General features: G+C 35.2%; 14 protein-coding genes. 9 read left to right on the forward strand and 5 right to left on the reverse strand.

Going from position 1 to position 22,497, the window contains the following annotated elements:
- Window positions 1-13 precede the first annotated feature (13 nt).
- Window positions 14-709 (forward strand): glycosyl hydrolase, encoded by a 696-nt coding sequence (locus CYTFE_RS25155; RefSeq protein WP_162150071.1) that lies wholly within the window; start codon window positions 14-16, stop codon window positions 707-709.
- A 28-nt stretch (window positions 710-737) separates the two neighbouring features.
- Window positions 738-1,394 carry a carbohydrate binding domain-containing protein gene (locus CYTFE_RS28435; protein WP_052343021.1) on the forward strand — a complete coding sequence of 219 codons (657 nt, stop codon included), beginning with the start codon at window positions 738-740 and terminating at the stop codon, window positions 1,392-1,394.
- Window positions 1,395-1,556: 162 nt separating this feature from the next.
- On the opposite strand, the gene CYTFE_RS0105615 is transcribed toward CYTFE_RS28435, so the two are convergent.
- The gene (locus CYTFE_RS0105615) at window positions 1,557-2,135 is read right to left on the reverse strand and encodes a uracil-DNA glycosylase (RefSeq protein ID WP_027471011.1); all 579 of its coding nucleotides are present in this window, start codon (window positions 2,133-2,135) and stop codon (window positions 1,557-1,559) included.
- Between the two features lie 307 nt (window positions 2,136-2,442).
- On the opposite strand from CYTFE_RS0105615, the gene CYTFE_RS0105620 reads away from it, so the two are divergent.
- From CYTFE_RS0105620 to CYTFE_RS0105635, 4 genes are all read left to right on the forward strand, one after another.
- Complete coding sequence (locus CYTFE_RS0105620) at window positions 2,443-4,173, forward strand: sodium:solute symporter family transporter (RefSeq protein WP_027471012.1); 1,731 nt, start codon at window positions 2,443-2,445, stop codon at window positions 4,171-4,173.
- Window positions 4,174-4,300: 127 nt separating this feature from the next.
- A complete protein-coding gene (locus CYTFE_RS0105625) occupies window positions 4,301-6,616 on the forward strand; it encodes an FAD-dependent oxidoreductase (protein ID WP_027471013.1) in 2,316 nt (771 codons plus the stop codon).
- Between the two features lie 238 nt (window positions 6,617-6,854).
- Window positions 6,855-10,004 (forward strand): SusC/RagA family TonB-linked outer membrane protein, encoded by a 3,150-nt coding sequence (locus tag CYTFE_RS25160; protein ID WP_052343022.1) that lies wholly within the window; start codon window positions 6,855-6,857, stop codon window positions 10,002-10,004.
- Between the two features lie 11 nt (window positions 10,005-10,015).
- Window positions 10,016-11,785, forward strand: coding sequence for a RagB/SusD family nutrient uptake outer membrane protein (locus CYTFE_RS0105635; RefSeq protein ID WP_027471014.1), 1,770 nt, complete (start codon window positions 10,016-10,018; stop codon window positions 11,783-11,785).
- Window positions 11,786-11,878: 93 nt separating this feature from the next.
- Here CYTFE_RS0105635 and CYTFE_RS0105640 read toward each other — a convergent pair whose 3' ends face one another.
- Window positions 11,879-13,126: a hypothetical protein gene (locus CYTFE_RS0105640; RefSeq protein ID WP_027471015.1), complete on the reverse strand. Its 1,248-nt coding sequence runs from the start codon at window positions 13,124-13,126 to the stop codon at window positions 11,879-11,881.
- A 207-nt stretch (window positions 13,127-13,333) separates the two neighbouring features.
- On the opposite strand from CYTFE_RS0105640, the gene CYTFE_RS0105645 reads away from it, so the two are divergent.
- The 3 genes from CYTFE_RS0105645 (at window position 13,334) to CYTFE_RS0105655 (ending at window position 17,582) form a co-directional block, all read left to right on the forward strand.
- Window positions 13,334-14,719, forward strand: coding sequence for a sulfatase-like hydrolase/transferase (locus CYTFE_RS0105645; RefSeq protein WP_044262604.1), 1,386 nt, complete (start codon window positions 13,334-13,336; stop codon window positions 14,717-14,719).
- Window positions 14,720-14,915: 196 nt separating this feature from the next.
- Entirely contained in the window at window positions 14,916-15,542 is a 627-nt protein-coding gene (locus CYTFE_RS25165; protein ID WP_044262606.1) for a hypothetical protein, read from the forward strand.
- Between the two features lie 111 nt (window positions 15,543-15,653).
- Window positions 15,654-17,582, forward strand: a complete 1,929-nt coding sequence (locus CYTFE_RS0105655) for a glycoside hydrolase family 30 beta sandwich domain-containing protein (protein WP_027471018.1) — start codon at window positions 15,654-15,656, stop codon at window positions 17,580-17,582.
- 130 nt (window positions 17,583-17,712) lie between these two features.
- Here CYTFE_RS0105655 and CYTFE_RS0105660 read toward each other — a convergent pair whose 3' ends face one another.
- The 3 genes from CYTFE_RS0105660 to CYTFE_RS0105675 all read right to left on the reverse strand — a co-directional run bounded on the left by CYTFE_RS0105660 (window position 17,713) and on the right by CYTFE_RS0105675 (window position 22,473).
- Window positions 17,713-18,738 carry a LacI family DNA-binding transcriptional regulator gene (locus CYTFE_RS0105660; RefSeq protein ID WP_027471019.1) on the reverse strand — a complete coding sequence of 342 codons (1,026 nt, stop codon included), beginning with the start codon at window positions 18,736-18,738 and terminating at the stop codon, window positions 17,713-17,715.
- A gap of 432 nt (window positions 18,739-19,170) precedes the next feature.
- On the reverse strand, window positions 19,171-21,081 hold the full coding sequence (locus CYTFE_RS28440) for a sensor histidine kinase (protein WP_027471020.1): 1,911 nt from the start codon (window positions 21,079-21,081) through the stop codon (window positions 19,171-19,173).
- Between the two features lie 513 nt (window positions 21,082-21,594).
- Window positions 21,595-22,473 carry a helix-turn-helix domain-containing protein gene (locus CYTFE_RS0105675; protein WP_027471021.1) on the reverse strand — a complete coding sequence of 293 codons (879 nt, stop codon included), beginning with the start codon at window positions 22,471-22,473 and terminating at the stop codon, window positions 21,595-21,597.
- Between the last annotated feature and the right edge of the window lie 24 nt (window positions 22,474-22,497).

Here is a 22,497-nt window from a genome sequence, read left to right on the forward strand (position 1 = left end):
AAATCATAAAAAAATGAAACAATTACTCATTATTATAAATGCCATGTTATGGCTTGTCTTTGTTAGTTGTGAAGATACTTTTGTTACAGGAAGCGATGCGTTTACTTTTAACGAAGAGTTGGTGGCGGTGTCCGATACAGCAACACCACAGTTGATTATAACAGAAAAAAAAGGAGTTTGTATTACTAAAAAAAATGCAAAATGGCCTATTCGGGTATCTATGTTTAAACCATTTTGGCACTATAGCTGGGGAAATGAGATTACCGAGTATGACGTAGAAGGTGTAGAATTTGTTCCTATGTTTTGGGGAGGCAATGTATCACAAACCGGTATTGATAGAATGTTGAGTTATAAGCAGGACGGTTTAATTCAATACGTCTTAGGTTTCAACGAACCGGATAGTAAAGAACAAAGTAATGTCTCTGTCGATAAGGCCTTAGAGACATGGCCATTACTTGAAAGTATTGGTTTGCCTCTCGGGAGTCCGGCAACAGTTAACCCTGAAAATGATTGGATGCAAGAATTTATGACACGAAGTGGACAGTTAGGTTACCGTGTGGATTTTGTATGTGTGCATAATTATGGAGGTATTAATGCCCAGACGCTATTGGATAAATTGGAACGTGTATACAACCTTTATGGTAAACCTATATGGATTACTGAATTTGCCGTGGCAGATTGGGGGGGCGGCTTCACCAGAAGAAAATAAATACACAGCTTCTCAAGTACTTGATTTTATGAAAATAGTTCTGCCGGAGCTGGAAAAACGAGATTATATTCATCGTTACTCCTGGTTTTCATTTGGTTTAAACAGTGCCCCAGGTACCTGCAGTGCCCTTTTTGATTCAGACGGTAATTATACTGAGTTAGGACAATACTATGCCAATTTTACGGCTAACGAAGAGTGTGGTGAAGGTGTTGAAGTACCCCCGCTTGCGCCAGTTGGAGATAATCTGCTGATTAATGGAGATTTTGAAACGGGTGATTTAACTGGTTGGTCCACTGTAGGTGATGTAAAAGGAGAGAGCACGTATCAAATTAATGGTACTGCATCGGTTCGTATGACAGGTAATAGTGCTTCTGATCGTCAGCTTTCACAGAAAATTACTTTGGAAGGAGGTAAATCTTATGCGCTTACTTTCACTGGTCGAATACATAACGGCCATGGTGCAGAGGGAATTAAAGTTAATGATAACGGAGGAGAGCTCTATGCCAAAATAAAAATAGGGGAAGGTAAAGCTACCACGCTTATTACGCTGACAGAGGATGTTGCTACTACGAAGACCGTAAATTTTGAAGTGCCTGAAGAAGAAATTGAGGTTACGGTCATCTTTATGAAAAACAAGGATATTGCTTATGTTGATGATGTGGAAGTAATACTTCTTGATAATTAATTAGATATAATGTTTGACTCACCTTTATTTATGATAATTAAAGGTGAGTCTATGTTTTTGATATTCTATTTCTTTCTTGCACTTATAAGGTAAAAGATGTGAACCCTTGTATGATATGTTCTCAATAAAGTATCACTAGTGATCGACTAATAATGTATTAAATTAATAATGTGCACTATAATGGTTTGCATCAATAACTTCTCTGTATTTATCAATAATTTTCTTAAAATCTTCCCAGGTATTTCTTTTGAGATTAGGGTTTCTTAATAGTGCAGAAGGGTGAAATACTGGCATCACTAAATGAGTGTTCCATTCCATCCAGGTTCCTCTAAGCTTTGTTATTTTTAAGTCTGGATTGTTGAACAAGTGCTTTAGCGCAGTAGCTCCTAGTGGAATAATAATTTTAGGGTTGACTATGTTTATTTGCTCAAGTAATAACGGAAAACATTTCTTCACTTCTTCATCAGTAGGAATCCGATTGTCGGGAGGACGGCATTTTACAATGTTGCTGATAAAAATATGATGCTCACGTGTAAAACCACAGGCCTCAAAAATCTTATCCAATAATTGGCCTGATTTGCCTACAAATGGTCTTCCTATTCTATCTTCATCTGCACCCGGAGCTTCACCAATCACCATTATTTCTGCATTATAATTCCCTTCTCCCCATATGGCATGGTTGCGGGTTTTATGTAATTTGCATGCTTTGCAGTTGATTATTTTTTCTTTTAGCGTTTCCATTCATTAAAGATTTAATATGCTAAATTAAAAAGAGGGTGGTGATATTCAAAACAATTCACGTTTTTTTATGGTTCCGACAGTTCTCTTATTGATTCCAAGCGATGAAAATTATGATCGGAAAAATAATTGTAACCCGATACTTCTGTTTGTTGCGTTGATAGGTGATTATTTCTTACTAAATCTATTTTCGAAAACGCTTTCGACGAATGTAATCGTTTACGAAATTGTTTTTTCTTGTTATAGTAGGCTTAACTACTAGCTATAATTTACATTTGTAAGGAATTCAGACAAAATAATAAACTATTATATGGCATTTAAAGATTTAATAGTATTTTTTTTATATATCCTTGGAAATGTAGGAATCAGTATTTTTTTAGGAAAAAAAATAAAAGATTCGGATGATTTCTTTGCTGCAGGCCGTCAATCATCATGGTGGCTAAGTGGCTTGTCAGCTTTTATGACCATGTTTTCTGCAGGCACTTTTGTGGTCTGGGGAGGAATAGCTTTTAAAGCTGGATTTGTTGCCGTAACCATCTCCATGTGTTTGGGGATAAGTGCCATGTTTGTGGGATATTACCTGGCAGGAAAATGGCGTAAGTTGGGCGTATCTTCAGCCGCTGAATATATTACCTTGCGATATGGAAACTGGGCATTAAATGTTTATACTTGGTTTAATATTTTGTACCGGCTGTTAGGTATGGCTGTCGCATTATATTCTTTAGCTATTGTTCTTCATGCGATTATTCCTGCAAATTGGGATGCTTTCTTTATCAATACGATTGGCATTAGTGCAGTTAACTTTATCATTATCTTTTGTGGAATCATTATTGTTGCCTATGCTATATTTGGAGGATTATGGGCCGTGTTGTTAACCGATGTATTACAATTTGTAATTCTGATGGTAGCAGTAATAGCAGTTATTCCATTGGGTTTTATGAAAATGGGAGGCATCTCAATATTTATACAGCAAGCTCCAGAGAAATTCTTTGCACCGGTAAATCATGAATTTACCTGGATATTTATGGCCGCTTGGGTCGTTATCCATATGTTTAAGATTGGTGGGGAATGGGCTTTTGTGCAACGTTTTATCTGTGTATCTAAAACTAAAGATGCAAAAAAAGCTACTTATTTGTTTGGTGCGTTATATTTCATCAGTCCTATTATTTGGATGTTGCCTCCTATGATGTACCGTATCATTGACCCATCTGCAAATTTTGAGCAAGCCTATGTGTTGGCCTGTAAATATGCACTACCGGAAGGTTTACTTGGATTAATGATTGCTTCTATGTTTGCTGCAACGGTTAGTATGATTGATTCTGAATTAAATGTTTATGCAGGTGTTTTAACCAAAGATTTTTATAAAAAGATATTTAAAAAAGCTACCGAAAAAAATCAGGTGGTTGTGGGTAGAATATTAACCCTTGTATTGGGGGCTTTAGTTACCTGGTTAGCTATTCTGGTTCCTCAAATGGGGGGAGCAGAAAATATTATCCTTTCTATTACAGCTCTGGTGGCCGGAATAACAGTATTACCTGTTGTTTGGGGAATGTTCTCTAAGAAGATTAACCAACAGGGAATTTTTATGGCCATATTAATAAGTGCAGCATTCATTATTCTTGCCAAATATGGTTTTTTGACTAGTGAAGGATGGTTTATTACGGATAATCCTTCTGGTATTTTTACTTGGATATTAAATTATGCACGTACCATTGAAGCTGTTTTGGGAGTAATCATACCTGTTGTTGTACTTTTGGCCATTGAGGCTTCTTTAAAAACGGGAAGCAAGCATTTTATTCCCATTAACGAACATTGTGAAGAAGGTGAGAACGGAGAGTCATCATTGTTTCCAGCTAAGATTATGGCTGTTTCAATTGGAATTCTAGCCACTATTATTGCCCTATTGGCCATAACAGCTACCAAAGATATCACATCACAATGGGTATTAAGTATATCCCTATATCTTATTAGTGGAGGTATCTGGTTTTCTGTTAAGAAAAAAGAAAAAAATAGACAGACGTCTGTTAATTGTAATAATTAGTTTTTTAGAAGAAAAAGAAATATATAAAAATAAGACAAGTATATAGACGAATATCGAATGAAATTTCACTGCCCTTGAATTCATTAGTCTTTTGTCTGTATACTTTTATCTTGATACTTTTTATACCATGAAAACAAAGAACGAAAAATACGAAGTTGTAGTAGTAGGTGGAGGAATGGCTGGATTTTGTGCGGCTGTTTCCTCTGCTAGAATGGGAAGAAAAACTTGTTTAATTCAAAATCGTCCTGTTTTTGGAGGTAACTGTTCATCTGAGATTGGTGTAACCATACATGGCGCAGCTGCCTTTCATGCTTATGCACGTGAAACAGGTATTATCTCAGAATTATTGATCGAAGAGCGTTCACAAAATCATGCTGAGATATATGAGAATGGTTGGATTAACAGTGTTTGGGATATGGTGATGTATGATATGGCAGTGAAAGAGGAAGATTTAACTTTTTATCTTAATACTGACATGCGTGATGTTAAAATGTCTTCAGACAATAAAATTGAAGCCGTAGTTGCTTATATACAAAGTGCAGAGACTGAGTTAATTATTGAAGGAGATATTTTTGCGGATTGTACTGGTGATGGTATTGTAGCAGATAGGGCAGGTTGCGAATGGCGTTGGGGTTCAGAATCAAAAAGTGAATTTAACGAAATTCATGCTCCAGAAGTAGGCAGTAAAGAGGATGTAATGGGTAACTCTATCCATTTTAGATGTAAGGATATGGGGCGTCCAGTTCCTTTTAAAGCACCTGATTGGGCTGTAAAGCACGATAATCCGGAATACTTTTATAATCAAGGACGTATACCTAAGGATAAACGAGGTGGATTTTGGTGGTTGGAGATAGGCGTGCCTTATAATACCATTTATGATAATGAGGATATTCGTCATGAATTAACCCGACATACTTTAGGCGTTTGGGATTGGATGAAAAATTGCGACCCCAAGATGAAAGAGGAAACAAAAAATTATGCGATAGATTGGATTGGTCAGGTTCCTGGGAAACGTGAGAATCGTCGTATTATGGGTGAATACTTTATGACCGAGAATGATATTCAGGAGAAAACGGTATTTAGAGACGAAATTGGTTTTGGTGGATGGTTTGTTGATCTTCATACCCCAGGAGGATTGTTGGCAAGGCATGCCGAAGCATCTGCAGCTACGGATGGTGAAGAATACAATACCTTCGACGAATACATGGTAAAATCCTATTGCGGTCCATACGGTTTTCCTTTACGATCTTTAATTGCAAGGGATGTGGATAACCTAATGATGGCAGGACGTAATATTAGTTGTTCACATGCGGCACTTGGTACATTAAGAGTTATGGGAACAACCGCCGTTATGGGCGAAGCCATTGGTGTGGCTGCTTCTACAGCTATTAAGCATGGTGTAAATATAAAAGAGGTTCCTCAAAAATATATTTATGAAGTTCAACAGAACTTGTTACGTAATGGATGCTTTTTACCAAATGTTAAGAATACCGATAAAAAAGATTTAGCATTAAAAGCAAAAATAATAGCAAGTAGCGAAGATTATTTGCTAGGCGCAGGTCCGGAATCAAAAGGTTTTCACGAAGGTTTGGCTATCTGGAAGGATCAACCTCAGTATCATGTGGAGACTTTAGAGACCATTAAAGGTCAGATTGTGGGAATAGGGAGTGATAGATTAGACTCAGTTTCTGTTTGTTTAACAAATACTTCTGATATAGAGCAAGAAGTTGAAGCTTATATACGTCCGATAGATAGTATTTGGGATTATCGAGTTGATGCAAATGAAGTTATTGCTTCTGCAATTTTAAAAGTTCCGGTTGGTGAAAAAGTTTGGATAGATTGGGAGGTAAACCTTACCAAGGAAAATGGACTGCCATTAAATCAATATGTTAGAATCGATTTGGGAGCTAATAATAATTTGGAATGGCATGAAGCAGGTTGTGTAATCCCGGGACATACAGCGATGTATCAAATTGGAAAGAATAAAATGCGTCGTTACTACAATGGAAATACATTGAGTTTTAAGGTTTCTCCAGCACAAAACTGTTTTAAGGCCACAAATATTATTACAGGGGAGTCCAGACCTCATTCGTATACCAACGTATGGATTTCAAATAGAAATAATCCGTTAGATCAGTGGTTACAATTAATCTGGGATACACCGCAAGATGTTAGTTTGGTTGAGTTGACATTTCCGGGGCATTTGTTAAGAGAGTATCATGCATACGCACCGTTATATCGAGATCCTCAGTGTCCTAAAGATTTAGAAATTCAAGGTTTTATTAATGGTGGCTGGGTTAAAATTGCTGAGATTAACGACAATTATCAACGTCAGCGAAAAGTTAAACTCGATAAATCTTATTCGTTAAGTCAATTAAGAATAGTTATTAAAACTACCAATGGTGATGCGAGTGCTATGATTTACGAGGTTAGGGTATATTAGAGGTATGGGGAATAGATGTATATATAGTTGGCTGCACCTTTGGGGGCAGCCTTTTTTATTCAACAACTTCGTAATCGTTTACGATGAATGTAAACGTTATCGTAAACGGTTACGTCTTTAATAATGAAGTTATGTATTGTTAGCACATGTTAAAATAAGTTACTTCGTATAGTAATACTAACAATACATGATGTGAATATCAAAAAAAGCTATTTATATCTATTTAAACATTTATTCTATGAAAAGAGTACTTAGGAGGATCCTTGCCAAAAGAGGATTGCTGACAATTTCCTGGATGTTTCTATTTGCGATAACATTATCGGCAATAGAAAATTCATCAGGTACCACAAACAATAAGATTCAAGAGGATGGCAAAAGAACTATTACTGGAAAAGTAATGGATGAATATGGAGATTTATTACCAGGTGTATCTGTGGTTATAGAAGGAACTACAATTGGCACAATTACAGATATTGAAGGGAACTATAATCTAGTAATCACTGAAGGTGCCAAATATTTAGTTTTTTCTTTTGTTGGAATGGAAGATCAGCGGGTTTCATTAGGAATTGAGAATACAGTGAACGTTGTGTTAAAGTCCGGAGTTATCGGTCTAGAAGAGATAGTGGCTGTGGGTTATGGAACTACTAAAAAGAAAGACCTAACAGGTTCTGTTGCTATTGTGAAAGCAGATGAGATTACCACAAAGAAAACAACGAATATTTCAGAGGCTATTCAAGGAGTGGTTCCTGGAGTATCTGTTACAAGAAGTAGTGGTGCTCCTGATGCGTCAACAACAATTCGTATGCGTGGTTTTACCACCATGCAGGGTTCCAGTGTCCCACTAATTCTTGTGGATGATATTCCTGTAGGAAGCATCGATGATGTGAACCCTAATGATGTTCAATCGATGTCTTTCCTAAAGGACGGAGCTGCTGCTGCGATTTATGGTTCACGTGCAGCTGCGGGGGTTGTGATTATAACAACCAAACGAGGACGTAGTGATAAAATATCGGTAAACTACGATTACAACTATTTTGTTCGTACCCCCACCCGAACACCTAAGGTAGTTGGGGTTGAAAAATGGTTACAAATGCGTAACGAATATGAGTGGAATGACCTTGGAAATCCAGAAGGTGGTGAATTTGCGCTGTATAGTGAAGATTATATCAATAACTATTTGCAAAATAATGCAGATAGTCCAGATGAGTATCCAAATACCAATTGGGAAGAGTTATTAATGAAGGATTTCTCTACTGGTCAAAGGCATTCATTTAATATTTATGGGGGGAATAAGGTATTAAAGACAAATGCTTCTTTTACTTATGAGAAGCAGGATGCACTTTATGATCACTATGATTATGAGAGAGCTATTATGCGTGTAAATAATGATATTAAAATCAGTGATAATATTGGTGCAGTAGTTGATTTTACATACAAAAGAACGGTAACAGAAAAACCAACAGTTAACCCAACGGCTGCTTCTCGTAGTTATCCGGCCATATACGCTGGACAGTGGAGTGATGGTAGAGTAGCCTCTGGTAAAGACGGATCAAATATCTGGGCCGAGTTACAATATGGAGGTTTTAATGATAAAGAATCTCATTTGTTATATGGAAGATTAGGAGCGTGGATTAAACCTATAAATGATTTAAAACTATCTATGTATTATGCTCCTAATATGTACTTTGAGAAGAATAAATATTTTAGAAAATCTGTCCCTTATTGGGACTGGGATAATCCAAACAATGAAGGTACTCCTCTGGGGTATGCAATTTCATCAACTTCGCTACAAGAAAGTAGAACGGATAATAGTAAAAATACGCTTCAGTTTATTGGTAAATATAATAAAAACTTTGGTAGACATAAGGTGGAAGCCATGGCTGGTTACGAAGAATATTCCTTTAATGAAGAAAAGTTAAGTATTGAAGGTAAGGAATATATCTTGCAGGATTATCCATATCTAGATATGGCACCAGAAGGTCAATTGTTTGCAAATGGAAGTAATACCGGTGAGGAAGATAAGAATTATAGATCTGCTTTTGGTAGAGTTGCTTATAATTATAGTAGCAAATATTACTTGCAGGCTAACTTTAGGGCAGATGCATCTTCTCGATTTGCTGAGGATTACAGATGGGGTTATTTTCCTTCGGTTTCTGCAGGTTGGCTAGTTACTGGAGAAGATTTCATGAGTTCCATTGATGCAATTTCTTATTTGAAGTTACGTGCTTCATACGGGGAGTTGGGTAATGATCGCTTAGGTAACTATATCTATATGTCGCAAATTGATTTTGCTAACATTCTATTATCACAAGGAAATACTTCCGTTTCGGATGTTGCGGCTGCTCAATATCAGCTTGCTATTGAGGATATTAAGTGGGAAGTAACAAAAACTTGGGACATTGGTGTGGATGCTGCATTTTTTAATAATAGTTTATCTGTTACTGCAGATTACTATAAAAAAGAAACTACAGATATGTTGTTGAGTTTAACAACTCCTGATTTAATAGGGTATGATGATCCTTATTATAACGTGGGAGATATGAAAACAACGGGCTGGGAGTTTTCTTTGGAATATAATAACAAAATAGGGGATCTATCCTATGGGGGTGGCTTTAATATTTCTGATTATACTTCTACTATTGGTGATGTATCTGGAAGAAGATTATTTGCAGATAGTAGTACTAAACTTTCGGAAGAAGGTGGCGAGTTTAAAGAATGGTATGGTTACAAAACTGATGGTATTTTTCAAACACAGGATGAAGTTGATGCCTATGTTACACCGAGTAGTAAGATAGGAGTTGGAGATGTTAAATATTTGGATATTAGTGGACCAGAAGGTGTTCCGGATGGGATTATTAGTGCTGAATATGATAAAGTAAAACTAGGAAGTTCAACCCCTCATTACGAATATGGAGGAAATATAAAATTAGGATACAAAGGTTTCCAGTTTGTAGCAACATTCCAGGGGGTTGGAGAATGGAATCGTAGAATTTATCCCGCTATGGTTGAACCGTTTGGTGAAAGGTGGCAGAATGTGCCGGACATCTATGAGAAAAGTTACTTTAGCTATTACAATACGCCGGAGCAAAACTTAAAAGCTAAATATCCACGTTTAGGTTTTCAAACAAAAAGCCACAATTACGGTATGTCAGATTTTTGGTTGGTGGATGGTTCATATTTCAGATTAAAGAATATTAACCTAAGCTATACTTTGCCTAAAAATATAATAGATAAAACAGGTATTGGTTTAAGCGATGTTAAGGTTTATTTCTCAGGTTCAGACTTGTTCTCTATAGACAATTATCCTGATGGATGGGATCCGGAAGTGGGAAGTAGTTCATATGCCATTACAAAGACATACTTGTTTGGTATTTCCGTTAAACTTTAAAAGAATATATAATGAAGAATCTATTAAAAGCAATAATTATAATGATTGCGGTTGGAATTACATCTTGTAATGATATGGATGTAGTACCAACAGATAGCGCATCCTCCGGTAATTGGTACTCTAATATTGATCAAATCAGGTGGTCTCTTAATGATGGTTATAGAGTCACTTTCTGGAAAACAGATGATGAATCATGGACGGATAATTGGACACAAAGGACATCAGTAAGTGAAATAGTATCTGGGTCGGTTACCAGTTCTTTTGGTTCTGCAAAAACTAATTGGGCGCATTTATACAAGGCAATAACAAGGTCAAATATTCTTATTCGTGAAATCCCATTGGCTACTTATTTAGCCGAAGAAGTAAGAAATAAATTGGTTGCAGAAGCATATTTTATGAGGGCTTCATATTATTCTTATTTGGTGACTCATTTTGGTGATGTTCCTTTTTTATTGGATGAGATTACGATTGATGAATCATTTGAAGTAGAGCGCACTGATAAAAATGTAATTCTTGAACAAATTTACAAAGATTATGATTTTGCCGCAGAGTGGTTGCCGGCAGAGTATGGCGCTAATGAAAAACGTTATGCCTCATCAGGTGCAGCTTTAGCCTTGAAAGCAAGGGTTGCTTTATATATGGGTGACTATGCTATTTCAGCCGATGCATCAAAGGCATGTATGAATTTAGGTGTGTATGAGCTTCATGACAGCTATGGTGAGTATTTTTTGCCAGAAACAAAGAACTCAAAGGAAACTATATTTGCTATTCCAAGAAATTCTGATTTGGACGATTATTTAGGAAAAAATTATCCTCAAAAGGCCACTCTACCACGTAATAGAGATGGATGGGGAGCGTACAATCCTTCATGGGAGCTATTGGCTGCTTATACTTGTACTGATGGCTTACCTATTGATGAATCACCATTATTTGAATCGACTAACCCATTTAAAAACCGTGATCCTCGTTTGATGGAGACAATTATACCCTTTGGTTCTTTAAAAGATGGGGATGGTTTGGTTCCTGAATCAGGTTATAGATTTCTAGATCGTGAATACAATCCACATCCAGATGCCAAGAAAATATTGAATTATGCTATAGGAACACAGGTAAAGAATAATGATACAAAATCTGTTGCCCAGTATGCTAGTTTTAATGGTTTACTATGGAAGAAAGGAGTAAATGAGAAATGGACTGAATTCTTAGCAGATCCAGATAATGTAATTATTCGTTATGCAGATGTGTTATTAATGTATGCTGAAGCTAATATAGAGTTAGGTTCTTCCCATATTGATGCTTCTGTATTAGAGGCAATTAATAAGGTTCGGGCCAGAGCGTATGGTGTAGATGTGGCAGATGTGGCAAATTATCCAGCGGTTATAAGTACCAACCAGGATGAACTTCGCTTGATTGTTAGAAATGAGCGCCGTGTGGAATTTGCCAACGAAGGATTGCGTTATATGGATTTAATTAGATGGAGATTGGCAGAAAAAGCATTAGTAGGTAATATCTACGGGTTATTAGATGTAAACGTAAAAGCGTCTGGAGCTGCTACAGGTCCGTTAGTTGATGAGGTTACCAGTAAGGGACTTTGGTTTTGGGGATTAAAACCTGAGATTGATGATGAAACCGGATTGCCTGATTTTACAAATCTACATGATGCAGGCTTGTGTAAAGTAATTGCAGTTCGTAATTTCGATGCAACACGCCAATATTTATGGCCTATTCCTGCAGAAGAAAGAAAGATTAACGAGAACTTAGGACAAAATCCTAATTATTAAGTAAATAATAAAGATGAGAAAGGGTTTGACTTTCAGTCAAGCCTTTTTTTTTGCTCAATAGATAAATGGCTGGTAGGTATTTGCTACTAACCTTTATTGCACTGAATTAAAATCTTCTTTAAAGGAAATATCCCCATTGATAGAATTTAATTCAAAATCGTCAATGGAGCCGGTTCCGTAAAATAAAATCTCAACCCCTTTAATTAAACCAAGCTCTCTTTTGTAGTTTTGGGTATAAATAACATCATCATTGATGATAAAGTTAAGTTGTTTGTCTGAGTTTTGTATCTCCACATTACCCCAGTCTGTTAAATCCACACAGAAAGCCGACATATCGTCCTGACTACCATTTTTGCCTATTTCACTATAACGGGCTAATATCCAGTATGAACAGCCTGGTTTTGAAAAATACTGCTGTATCATGCCACTTTCACATTTGACTCGTACAACAATGTTATTGCAATTGGTTTGTGGCCAGAAACCCGCATTCTTAATTCGCATCTTTAAACGAAAATTATCCCCGTCAATGCCAAAATCCTGGTAATTTAATAAGCGAAGTATGGAGATTTGTGTGGTATCCATTCCACATTTTGCCATATCAGAAGTGTTTAGGTGCCAGTATCCATTTGATTTTTGAATAATATCCCGGTCAATAGGGAATATTGTATTATCTTGGTTCATACGTCGTGCTGTTCCTATAGCTGCCCATCCATCAGAAGGAATCGTTACTTTTGATAATGTTTTAACAACCTTGTTATTTTTTATAATCTGTGGCTGGAAAATACCGGGGTATTTGTAAAAATGAGCAATGTTGCTTTTTTTCTTAGGAATTTGCACAGTATCCATATAGTCGCCAAAATAGATAGTGTAGTTATTCTTTTTGTGATCTTCTCCTTCTAACTTAAAAAATACGGTGGCTGTGTTTTTACCTTCTGTACGGTCTAATTTAAGTTTAGTATCAATCGTTGAAACTTTATAGCTTGAATGTGTAATAATATAATAGGTACCTGCTCCAATTAATATAACACATAAAGATATAAGTGCTATTTTAATTTGGTTTTTACTAATACTTAGTTTTCTTGAGTTAATAATTTCAGAACGAATACTTATTGCGTATTTTTCCAGTGCCAGATGTGTTGCTTCCTGGGGAGTATAGTTTTCTTTTGTTTTTAGCTTGCCAAAAATCCTTTTTAAAGTACTCGCACTAACTATAACTTTTGTTTTTTGTTGTATCAAGAAACTCAGGTTGTGATAATCTTTATTTTTCCATGTTTCTATTTTGCCTTTATTAAAATAGCGTTCGAATATATCTTGTATTTCCTCTGTAGTAAGCTTGTTCATTGTTGATATGCATCTTTGTAATTGACAGATGTAAAGCAAGTTAAGTTGCTCGCGTTTATGCGCAGCTTTTGCATAACACAAAAGTATTAAAATATCGTTCTAATCTATATTTTTAAGATAAGAAACAAGTTAATAACGGCATGGAGTAGTCAACAATTGTAAAAAATGAAAAAGAAGACTATTGCATGATACAAATACATTTTTAATATGAGAACTTTAGTATTATTAATTGCGCTACAATTATTATCCCCGGTTATATGGGCTAAAAAGCGCACATACACACGTCCAAATTTTATTGTTATTTATACCGATGATCAGCAATATAATGGTGTTGGTTATACGGGTAATGATATTATTAATACGCCTTTTATAGATAAGTTGGCGTCAAAGTCATTGAAATTTACTAATGCCAATGTAGCCTTTGCGCTTTGTAGTCCAAGCCGTGCTGCGATGCTTACCGGGCGATATAACAGTGCTAATGGAGTATTGCAACTTAATAGTAAGCTAAACAAAGGCGAAGTATCTGTTGCTTCCTTGTTGAAAGAAGCAGGTTATTCAACTGCTATGACAGGAAAATGGCATATACCTCAAAAACCAAAGCAATTAGGTTTCGATTTTTTTAGTTATATGTATTCCAATGGAACCTATTATAACCGTCAGTTTTTTGAGGAAGGAGATACTTTAAAACCTGCAATACATTGTGATTTATATGCAGCCAATAAGGCGAAAGAGTATCTAAATAAAAAAGCTAAAAAAGATGAACCGTTCTTTTTATACTACTGTGCCCAAACGCCACACATGAATGGTAAGCTAATATGGGATGCTAAAGGGGAAACGAAAGCACAGTATGATTATAAAGATATGCCAGTGCCAGCCAATCATGCTGATGATTTATCGGATAAACCTGAATATCTGAAGAAAGTACGTAATCGCAGACAGGCTAAAAAATACGGTTACCCCGATTCAACAGCTATTCAAAAACATGCGCTGGATTACTATTCTGTAATAACAGAGCTGGATGGTTTTGTCGAAGGATTAATCAAAGAGGTAAAAAGTCTTGGCCTATTGGATAATACCTACATCTTTTTTATGAGCGATAATGGATGGATGGTTGGTGACCATGGATTTACCAGTAAAGTACTTCCTTATCGTCCTGCCAGTCATGTTCCATTTTTTGTGTTAGGACCTGGTATAAAGAAAAATACTGAATCGAACACTATGGTTTCTAATATCGATATAGCACCAACTATGCTCGATTTAGCAGGAGTATCGGTACCTGATTATATGCATGGTAAAAGTTTAAAAGATGTTCTTACTCAAAAAGAAAGTGTTGTTCGTGATATATTTATTTACGAAGGGGTAGGTAAATATGGTGGTTCAAGACCAAATCTCACGGCTATTTCTGACGATTACAGGTTGATCATTACTTATAAAGATGAAACGTTAAAAGAAGAATCATTCCGCGAATTATATCATCAAAAGAAAGATAAGTGGGAAATGACTAATCTGGCTTCAAATCCGGAGTATGCCTCTGTGGTTCGTAAGTTAGAGTCAGATATTAAAAAGCATAAAATTGAAGTTTTAGGAATGTGAAAAAATGGTGCATCAAAGTATTTATTGTATATGATTTGTCAAGTGAAAGATACTATATTCATATTATAAAAGAAACTTTTCGGAAACGCTTACGGCGATTGTAAACGTTTACATTAATGCGTAAATGTTAAAAACGGCACAGCCATTTGTCTATTATCGATATAAATAGCTTATTAGCTAATATAAAAAGAAAGCCATGTTAGTAAAAATAATAGTTGTCGTTTTTATTCTTTCAACCATCCTTTCTCAATTATCCGCTCAACTAATAAGCGTTGATGAAGGTTCGTGCGAAGAGGAATATAAGGGGACAGGTATTTTCTGTATTTCATATCTGGGCCAATATTTGCGTATGTGGAATAGCTGGCAGTTAGGGGCTTTTCGTATGCTGTATGAAGAACTAGTCATAAATTATGTTAAATTTTATTCAAGATATAGGGCAAAGGATAATCCAGATAGATATAATGATGTTTTAGTTGCTATTGGCAATGCTAAAGTATACAATCATGACTTGACGGTGTTAATATGTACGCACAATCTGCCTGGTGAGTTGAAGGATGACTGTGACATAGGTGATTATTACAATCATGAATGTGGCTCGCATCTTGTGAGTGATGTTGCGATAGCTCGACATATGATTGATTTATTTAATATAGGTGGAAATGTTTTTCTTGCATTTTTAACTAATTCACATAAGTTTCCTCTTAAGGCCGGATTATTCGCCACCACTTGGAATGGCAAATCTGTAAGAAACTCCATCTTCTATGGATTTAAGCACCTGTCGGCTACGCATTCTTTATATTCGGGAAGGGTAACCGTGATTTAACAGCCATGGTAAATACAAAGTAGTGACTTTATGAGAAGAAGGGGAAGCTTATGTTTATTTGATAGCGGTTATGGATAATTTATATAATAAGTTAATGTAAATATTATAGTTATGTACAAAAGTGAAATTTTAATAATTACTATGTTTTTGTTCTTGAGTTGGGGAATGAATGCCCAATCAATAAAAGAAGAACAATTACAGGGTACTGTAGACATACATACAGATCAATATAAGCAAACAGTTTGGGGAATAGGCTTCGAGATTCAAAGTGATGCCATTGGTTCCGGAAATACTGGATTGCCAGAAGAAAGACACGCAGTGCCACACGATTTAACGCCAAGCGAGCGTGAACGTTTTGCAAAAGAAATGTTGGACGGTTTTCGATATTGTCGTTTAGCTGGTGGACTGTATTGGAGAGGACTGGATGCCGAAAAAAAATATTTAATGCCACGTTGGCCTGAGCAATTGGAAGAGCTGCGTCAGATGATGGAATGGGCTGGTGTTGAAGGTGTATCATTGGAGTATTGGTCGCCACCACCATATTGGAAAGCTAATTTGAAGTATGTAGGTAAGGGAAGTAAAGATAGGACTAACACCCTACGTTGTTTTGGACCGGACTTTGTAAATGATCCTGTATATAAGGGTGACACGGCTAAGTTTTTAAAAGAATATGGACAGGCGTGTGTAAAAGATATTGAGACGTTAAAAGAAGCAGGTATAAAAACAGTACAGTGGGGTATTAGCAATGAACCCTTTACTAATAATGCACAATATTCCTCGTGTAAGTTTTTTTCTGCCGAGGATTATATTAGAGCTTATGTTGCTTCAGCGAGTGCTGTTAGAAATTTAGATTCTACAATCTTGTTAATGAGTGATACAGAACCAGGTTATCCAAGAAAAATTGCTAAAGGAATGCACAGGCGTGAAGTGGCTGAGTTAGTAGATGCTTATGTGGTACATACCATTGGATGGGACTCAGAACGCGTTAAAAATGTTCATGAAAAAATCAGTAAAACATTGCCTAAGCGTCCTTGGTTTCAAAATGAATATGAGTATTTAAAAGGCAGTGCAAGTCCTGAACGCTGTTTAAATACTGCTCAACATATCATGAATTCATTTCAGTTGGGGCAAAATCCTACATGGTATTGGATTCATGCTCTAAAGCCTTTTAAGAATTCTGAAGCAAGTGGATATTCATTAGGTTTTTGGAAATCTCAATTGCCGGGTCATGAGCCAAAAAATATTGGAAAATATGAACGATGGGTTAAAGGTGATATTATAACTAAAATGCCTGAAATGTTCAAAAAAATGGAGTATCTGAATGGTATTCGTCCTTCAGATAAAGAACCTGGTGTGTATTATAGTTTTATTTTGAATCAACCTGCCACAGCTTATATGTTGGTTGATCAGGTAGGTGGGTATGAGCCAATAGGATGGACCAAGACAGAACTAAAGGTAGTTCGTTCGCAAGGAACTGATATTGTATATACCAAAAAGCTTAAGAAAGGAAATAATTCTGTTGCTAAACATGATGGAAAGAATGGAGATACTTATGGAGCTCCTCATGCTTTGTTCTTAGATGGTGAAGATATGCAAACCTTTGAAGTAGAGGTGGGAGTAAATAGTCCAATGAAGATTCGTTCAAAGGCTATGAAGTTAGAATTGGAGGCCGATAAAATGAAGCCAGGGAGTTGGATATATAATGATTTCAACTGGAATGCTGTAGGGAGTTTCGTAAAACGTATGCCATGGGATTGCAGAGTAATAGATTTAACTGAAAATAACTATCATAAAGATGCACGTGTTTTTGCATATGAAAAACCGAACGGAAAGCGAGTTGTCGTTGTATCTAATCGCACTGGAGCTGATTATACTTTTTATTTAAATACGGGTATTGATAGAGCAAAATGGATTGGTTATCGTTATACTCCTTGGGAAAGAGGAGAAAATACCATGGGTGTAAAAGTTGGGAATAAAAAAGGGAAAAGCTTTTCTGTAACATTGCCTGATTTGTCATGGGAATTTTGGGAAGAGCGTTAGGTTTCGTTTTTTTAACTTCAATAGAATTCCCTTCGTATAGTTGTATTCTCGGAGGCTCAATTTAAATGAAGGCAGAAATTATAGCTGGACTTGTCCAGCTATAATAAAGGAGCAATAGCATTGAAAATGATTAACCCGGCTTTCTCATAGATGATGGACGTAATACAAGTTTTCCTCTCATTGAAATAACTTTGTCAGAATAAGTTTTGACATCTCCTTCTTCAATTTGTTTTAAAAGCAAATCGGCCGATTTCTTGCCCATATCGAAATATTCTTGTTTGATTGTTGATAATGCTGGTTCAATTAACTCTGCGGATTTAGAATCTGAAAAACCAAAAAAACCTATTTCTTCAGGAATCTTGTATCCTTTATTCTTAAATTCTTTCATAGCTCCAATAGCCATAAAGTCATTGCATGAAAAAACGGCATCGGGAATATTATTACACTCAAGCATCTTTTGTGCAATTTTTTTTCCTCCTTCCACAGTGAAATGACCATCAAACAAATAAGAGTCATCAAAAGGTAACTTGTATTTTTTTAAGGCATCTTTATACCCTTTGATTCGTTTGTCTACAAAAGAAATTTCTTGGTCTGCATAAAGATGATGTATTTTTTTATATCCTTGTAATATAAGGTGTTCTGTTGCGAAGAAAGCACATTTGTAATCGTCTAAGATAACTTGGGGAGCAGGTATTTTATCGCTAACTCTATTAAAAAAAACCATAGGCATCTCTTGTTGTACAAGTTCTTGAAAGTGTTCAATGTTGGCTGTGTTTTTACACATAGAAATGATAAGTCCATCAACCATGTTTTCTTTCAACTTATTGAGTATATCTATTTCTGCTTTTTGATCCTCATTGGATATCATAATTAAGGCCTGATAGCCTGCTTTAATTAGGGTGTCTTGTATGCCTACAATAACTTTCGGGAAGAACATATTTGTAAATTCAGGTATCATAACACCGATTGTATAGGATCGTTTTTGGATTAATCTTTTCGCAATGGAGTTTGGAGTATATCCCATCTCTCTGGCTTTTTTTAGGATCATTTCCTTAGTATCCTTCCTTATATCGTATTTGTCATTGAATGCTCTGGAAATTGTTGCCACCGAAACATTTAATTCTTTTGCTATATCTTTAATAGTTATGTGTTTCATGCTTCAAATATAAGAATAAAGTATTTAACATTTGTTTGCATTTGACATAAACAGTGCATTTAGAACGTTTGTTTTTTAAACTTGCTTATTTCGAAATGAATGGTTTATTGCCCAAAATCCACATCTTCAATGATGAGATATGAGAAACAAAACGAATACCAACCTTGCGGTCGATTTGTTGGTGGTTGGGTATTTAAATGAGGATTACTTACTGATTCGAAATTACGAAATATGATTATGGAAAAATTGAGACCACTTGTGTTTGCTTGAATATGTTCTGTTGATTGATAATTAAACTCATCATGCTCACACCCGAAACCCTCATACCCTATAATTCATACCTTATACCCTTCAACTCGCCGATTTAATATCTTAAAGTTATGGTTTGTTATTTGTGGGAAGATAAGTAATTTAGGTGTTGCGTCTTTTGATTTAATTCTTCCAGGTGTGATTAACGGGTATGTATGGTATGGAGAGTATGAAGGTAGATCCGTGATTTTTTTTCGATTCAACTGTCAAATCACCACCCAAAAGGTTGGCATTTTCTTTTGATATGGATAATCCAAGCCCCAAGCCTCCATTTTTCCGTGATAATATTTTTTCTTCTTGCACAAAACGATCGAATATGTGTTTAATGTTATCTTTTGATATACCAACCCCTGAATCTTTTACGTATAAAATAAGCTTTTTTTCATTTATTTCATAACCTAATTTTATAAAACCCTGAGAGGTAAATTTAAGTGCATTTGTTAATAAGTTAATAAGTATCCTGTTTAAGATAGATTTATCACTTTTGATATGGGCTTTATTTTCAGGCAACGTGGTTTTAATGGTAAATGAAAGGCCTTTTTGTTTTGCCTTAATTGAAAATTGCGTGTGTAGTTCGCTCATAAAAGTGTTTAAACAAAAATAGGAAGAGTGGGTTTTTACCTGATTAGTTTCTAATCTCGACATTTCTAAAATATCATCGATAATTCGCAAAAGTTGAAAGCTTCCATTGATAATGATTTTAATGTAGTTATTCCTTTGCTCTTGATTTAGCGTATCGTCCTTTAGTAACTCAGAAAAACCCACCATGCTATTTATTGGTGTCCTTATTTCATGACTCATATTTAATAAAAATGCCAACTTTAACCGATCGCTTTCTTCGGCTCTCTCTTTTTCAATTTTAAGCTGTTTGTTTTGGGCTCTATATTCAGAATTTAATCGTTCATATTTTTCATTTTCCAATTTTAAATTCCGCTGACTTAATTTTTTTTTGTTGTTTGTGTATAATAGCAAAACCAATAAAGCGGTATAAGATATTAGGATAGCCAATAACCAATATATTTTTGCTTTATGTAATTCAAAAAAAGTAAACTTACGATGGTAAAAGACACTTGAAGAAGGTAGTCGTTTGTGAGAAATATTCCATCTCTTTAATTCTTTCCAATCATAATTGTATATATAGTCTGCTTTTTGATTTGGTATATGTTCTATATTTTGTCCATTAAAAATCTGCTTAATAACTTTTACTGCTTTAATTGCTTTTGAATTTGTAGAAACCACTAATCCACCCAAAATACCAGTCTTGGCTGCTAAGATATCAGAAAAACAAAAGACAGGGCGATTGCAGTTTGTAGCCAAATCCATGCTGAATTCCTTGGCCATTACCGATTTGCCATCTAAATCCTGTGTGAATGATAGGTGATAAACCAAGGAATTTTCAGGTAAGTTTTTTACTGAATCTAATAATGTATTTTTGCTTAAATTCGCTAAGTAGTTGAAAGAAATGGAATCTTTTAAATGGTTTATGTCACGGTTAAATAGTTTCAGTGTGTGATTAGATAATTCATTATGGGCTGTGATGACATATATTTTTTTTGTTTTAGGAAAAAGACTCAAAGCATGCTCAATCATTGGTTTAAAATAATATTCATGATTAATTACAATGGCATTAGGTAAGTCTTTCGCTGTTTTATTAGAAACATCAATTAATACTTTAGGAATATCAGGAAAGAGGTTTCTTTCAATGATAAATTGAACTGCGTTGATTTTACAGAGTACGATAACATCGGGTAAGTCATTTTGGTATTTATAACGAAGTGAATTCTCTAAGATATTTTTGTATTCTTCTGATTTGTAGAGTATTAAATCGGTGTATTCCGAGGCTAATTCAATGTCAAAGGTAGTAATGTGTTTAAGAGATTCCTTAAATTGATTGTTAAAAACATTGTTCCAGGGGCGAACTTCTTCTAATGAATGGATGATTAAAATTTTTTTGAACGTTACATTATTTTTTTTTGAATACCCTAATAGTGCGAATGGTGTCAATGCTAATATAATTAGTGTTGTTTTATTCATTATTCCACGCTTTCTTTATCTATCCTAGAGGATATCAGTACCAATTTGGATGATTAAATAATTTTTAACCCTAAAAAATGTATTAGAATATTTATTGCAACGTTAAAAACGTTGTCAGTTAACTTATTTAAATCTATCATAGCGGAGCTATGCATTCTTTTAACAAGCTTTTGGTTGGGTGTACTTTTATACTCATAATAAAGTTCTAATGTGTTGTTGTGGTTAAATAGTATTAAAGGAATTGTGATTCATTAAAAAATGATCTTTTAAGAAATCAAAATATACAAGATTTATTAGATAAATGCAATATATTAGTCCATTATGTTCTTTTTTTCAAATCATTAAAGATCATATAATGGCAAATAATAGGTTTGTGGTAAAACAGGAGGAGCTTACCTTTAACTTTGTGTTGTAAAAAATATGATGTTGTAATACAATATAATATTGGGAAGTGGTAATGGTTATTAATGAGAGAATAGACTTGTTTATTTTGTGATTTCTCTTCTTGATAATTTACAATACATTTCTTGTTCCGGTGAAATTAGTTCTAAATTCACTGGGAGTACAATCTTGTTTTTTGCGGAATATGCGGTTAAAATTTGAAATATTATTGAAGCCACATTCAAAGCAAATTTCAGAAATGCTTTTGTTGGTTTCGATTAAAGACCTAGTTGCAATGCCCAGCCTAATTTCGTTTACAAAATCAACGAAGGACTTGCCGGTGCGTTGTTTGATCAAACGACTGAAAGAGACTACAGACATGTTAATTAGCTGGGCTGCATCTTCAACTTTAAGTTTTTGAGCATAATTCTCCTTGATGTAATTATATACTGTTTCAATTCTTTCGCTATTATGGAAATCGCTTTGGCGCTGAAAGGCTACGTTGGTTAATAATTGCTGGTCACGAGAAATGGCTAAATCGTATAGTAAGGACTGGAATTCAAGAAAGCTATCAAAACCTCTTTTTTTACTTAACTCAAACAATTTTGGCTCTATTAGTTTAATGGTTTCTTGGGAGAAAAGAATTCCCCTATTGGCGTTGATAAAAAGTTCTTTGATAGGTTTTAATAGGTTTCGGTTGGATAAAGCCTCGTCAAAAAGCTCACGTGGAAACTGAATAGTGATCTCGTGAATATCATCTTCGGGATTATAATGCCCATTTTCCCAACCGTGATAAAGGTTAGGACCGGCCATTACCAATTCTTTATCTTGAATTTCGCCAATATGATCACCAACTATTCGTTTGGCTCGCTTTGCATTAGCAATATAGTTGATTTCAAACTCAGGGTGAAAATGCAAAGGAAAATCGAAGCCTTTTCTTACTCTGTCAAATATTAAAAAACAATCATTTTCTTTTAGGGGAGTAATTTCTCTATGTATATGATCTTTCATTTATATAGGTGTAAAAATAATCAC

The sequence above is a fragment of the Saccharicrinis fermentans DSM 9555 = JCM 21142 genome (assembly GCF_000517085.1).
Lineage (GTDB): Bacteria > Bacteroidota > Bacteroidia > Bacteroidales > Marinilabiliaceae > Saccharicrinis > Saccharicrinis fermentans.

Coding starts and splice junctions, on each gene's coding strand:
- CYTFE_RS25155 (WP_162150071.1), top strand. CDS start 14: ATGAAACAATTACTCATTATTATAAATGCCATGTTATGGCTTGTCTTT.
- CYTFE_RS28435 (WP_052343021.1), top strand. CDS start 738: ATGAAAATAGTTCTGCCGGAGCTGGAAAAACGAGATTATATTCATCGT.
- CYTFE_RS0105615 (WP_027471011.1), bottom strand. CDS start 2,135: ATGGAAACGCTAAAAGAAAAAATAATCAACTGCAAAGCATGCAAATTA.
- CYTFE_RS0105620 (WP_027471012.1), top strand. CDS start 2,443: ATGGCATTTAAAGATTTAATAGTATTTTTTTTATATATCCTTGGAAAT.
- CYTFE_RS0105625 (WP_027471013.1), top strand. CDS start 4,301: ATGAAAACAAAGAACGAAAAATACGAAGTTGTAGTAGTAGGTGGAGGA.
- CYTFE_RS25160 (WP_052343022.1), top strand. CDS start 6,855: ATGAAAAGAGTACTTAGGAGGATCCTTGCCAAAAGAGGATTGCTGACA.
- CYTFE_RS0105635 (WP_027471014.1), top strand. CDS start 10,016: ATGAAGAATCTATTAAAAGCAATAATTATAATGATTGCGGTTGGAATT.
- CYTFE_RS0105640 (WP_027471015.1), bottom strand. CDS start 13,126: ATGAACAAGCTTACTACAGAGGAAATACAAGATATATTCGAACGCTAT.
- CYTFE_RS0105645 (WP_044262604.1), top strand. CDS start 13,334: ATGAGAACTTTAGTATTATTAATTGCGCTACAATTATTATCCCCGGTT.
- CYTFE_RS25165 (WP_044262606.1), top strand. CDS start 14,916: ATGTTAGTAAAAATAATAGTTGTCGTTTTTATTCTTTCAACCATCCTT.
- CYTFE_RS0105655 (WP_027471018.1), top strand. CDS start 15,654: ATGTACAAAAGTGAAATTTTAATAATTACTATGTTTTTGTTCTTGAGT.
- CYTFE_RS0105660 (WP_027471019.1), bottom strand. CDS start 18,738: ATGAAACACATAACTATTAAAGATATAGCAAAAGAATTAAATGTTTCG.
- CYTFE_RS28440 (WP_027471020.1), bottom strand. CDS start 21,081: ATGAATAAAACAACACTAATTATATTAGCATTGACACCATTCGCACTA.
- CYTFE_RS0105675 (WP_027471021.1), bottom strand. CDS start 22,473: ATGAAAGATCATATACATAGAGAAATTACTCCCCTAAAAGAAAATGAT.